Source organism: Shigella sp. FC1544 (assembly GCF_001722145.1).
GTDB classification, from domain to species: Bacteria; Pseudomonadota; Gammaproteobacteria; order Enterobacterales; family Enterobacteriaceae; genus Escherichia; species Escherichia coli.
Genome location: NZ_MECT01000295.1, coordinates 1 through 1,444, shown reverse-complemented (window position 1 = coordinate 1,444; position 1,444 = coordinate 1). Strand labels below are relative to the sequence as shown.

The 1,444-nt window shown below is 48.6% G+C and carries 1 protein-coding gene and 2 pseudogenes; 2 read left to right on the top strand and 1 reads right to left on the bottom strand.

What is annotated here, in order from left to right; genetic code table 11:
- A partial coding sequence (locus BGK49_RS14515; protein WP_032335914.1) for a transposase occupies nucleotides 1–238 on the bottom strand: 238 nt, incomplete at its 3' end.
- Nucleotides 239–299: 61 nt separating this feature from the next.
- Here BGK49_RS14515 and BGK49_RS27315 point away from each other — a divergent pair.
- Nucleotides 300–440 (top strand): annotated as a pseudogene (locus BGK49_RS27315) (trehalose-phosphatase); the annotation flags it as partial.
- Nucleotides 415–1,305 (top strand): annotated as a pseudogene (locus tag BGK49_RS14510) (trehalose-6-phosphate synthase); the annotation flags it as partial. The pseudogenes BGK49_RS27315 and BGK49_RS14510, both read left to right, overlap by 26 nt.
- Nucleotides 1,306–1,444: the final 139 nt, after the last annotated feature.

The following is a 1,444-nucleotide window of genomic DNA, read 5'->3' as shown; positions in this document are numbered from 1 at the left end:
CAAGGCGAGCTTCATTTAACGCCTTACGCAGTTGCAGAATTTCAGATTCCAGTTCAGCCACCGTGCGGGAACCAGGAGTACCGAGCCCTTTTCTGGCGGCGGTAACCCATTGTCCTAAAGTGCCTTCAGGAAGGGATAATCGGGAAGCGCCTTCACTGATCGAAAGTTGATTTTCAAGAACCGTTCTGACAGCTTCGGCTTTGAACTCTTTAGAGTAACGTTGGTTTTTTCTGCTCATTATTAGCTCCTTCTGATGCCATTCTATTTCAGGAAGGAGTGTCCGTTAAACTCAGGCTACCTCAGGTGCAACTCAGGCATCATGGCGACTGGCGGGTGTGCCGGATGTCTGGAGCAGGCTTGAAATGATAACCACCGCATTACAACAAAAAAGAGAAAATAACAGGAGTGATGACTATGAGTCGTTTAGTCGTAGTATCTAACCGGATTGCACCACCAGACGAGCACGCCGCCAGTGCCGGTGGCCTTGCCGTTGGCATACTGGGGGCACTGAAAGCCGCAGGCGGACTGTGGTTTGGCTGGAGTGGTGAAACAGGGAATGAGGATCAGCCGCTAAAAAAGGTGAAAAAAGGTAACATTACGTGGGCCTCTTTTAACCTCAGCGAACAGGACCTTGACGAATACTACAACCAATTCTCCAATGCCGTTCTCTGGCCCGCTTTTCATTATCGGCTCGATCTGATGCAATTTCAGCGTCCTGCCGGGGACGGCTATCTACGCGTAAATGCGTTGCTGGCAGATAAATTACTGCCGCTGTTGCAAGACGATGACATTATCTGGATCCACGATTATCACCTGTTGCCCTTTGCGCATGAATTACGCAAACGTGGGGTGAATAATCGCATTGGTTTCTTTCTGCATATTCCTTTCCCGACACCGGAAATCTTCAACGCGCTGCCGACATATGACACCTTGCTTGAACAGCTTTGTGATTATGATTTGCTGGGTTTCCAGACAGAAAACGATCGTCTGGCGTTCCTGGATTGTCTTTCTAACCTGACCCGCGTCACGACACGTAGCGCAAAAAGCCATACAGCCTGGGGCAAAGCATTTCGAACAGAAGTCTACCCGATCGGCATTGAACCGAAAGAAATAGCCAAACAGGCTGCCGGGCCACTGCCGCCAAAACTGGCGCAACTTAAAGCGGAACTGAAAAACGTACAAAATATCTTTTCTGTCGAACGGCTGGATTATTCCAAAGGTTTGCCAGAGCGTTTTCTCGCCAATGAAGCGTTGCTGGAAAAATATCCGCAGCATCATGGTAAAATTCGTTATACTGAAGTGGCACACTGAATTTGGCCACCTGAACAGAGGTGATATGCTCACCTCAGAACAACACAGGTGCTCCAATGAAAAAAAGAAATTTTAGCGCAGAGTTTAAACGCGAATCCGCTCAACTGGTTGTTGACCAGAAATACACGGTGGC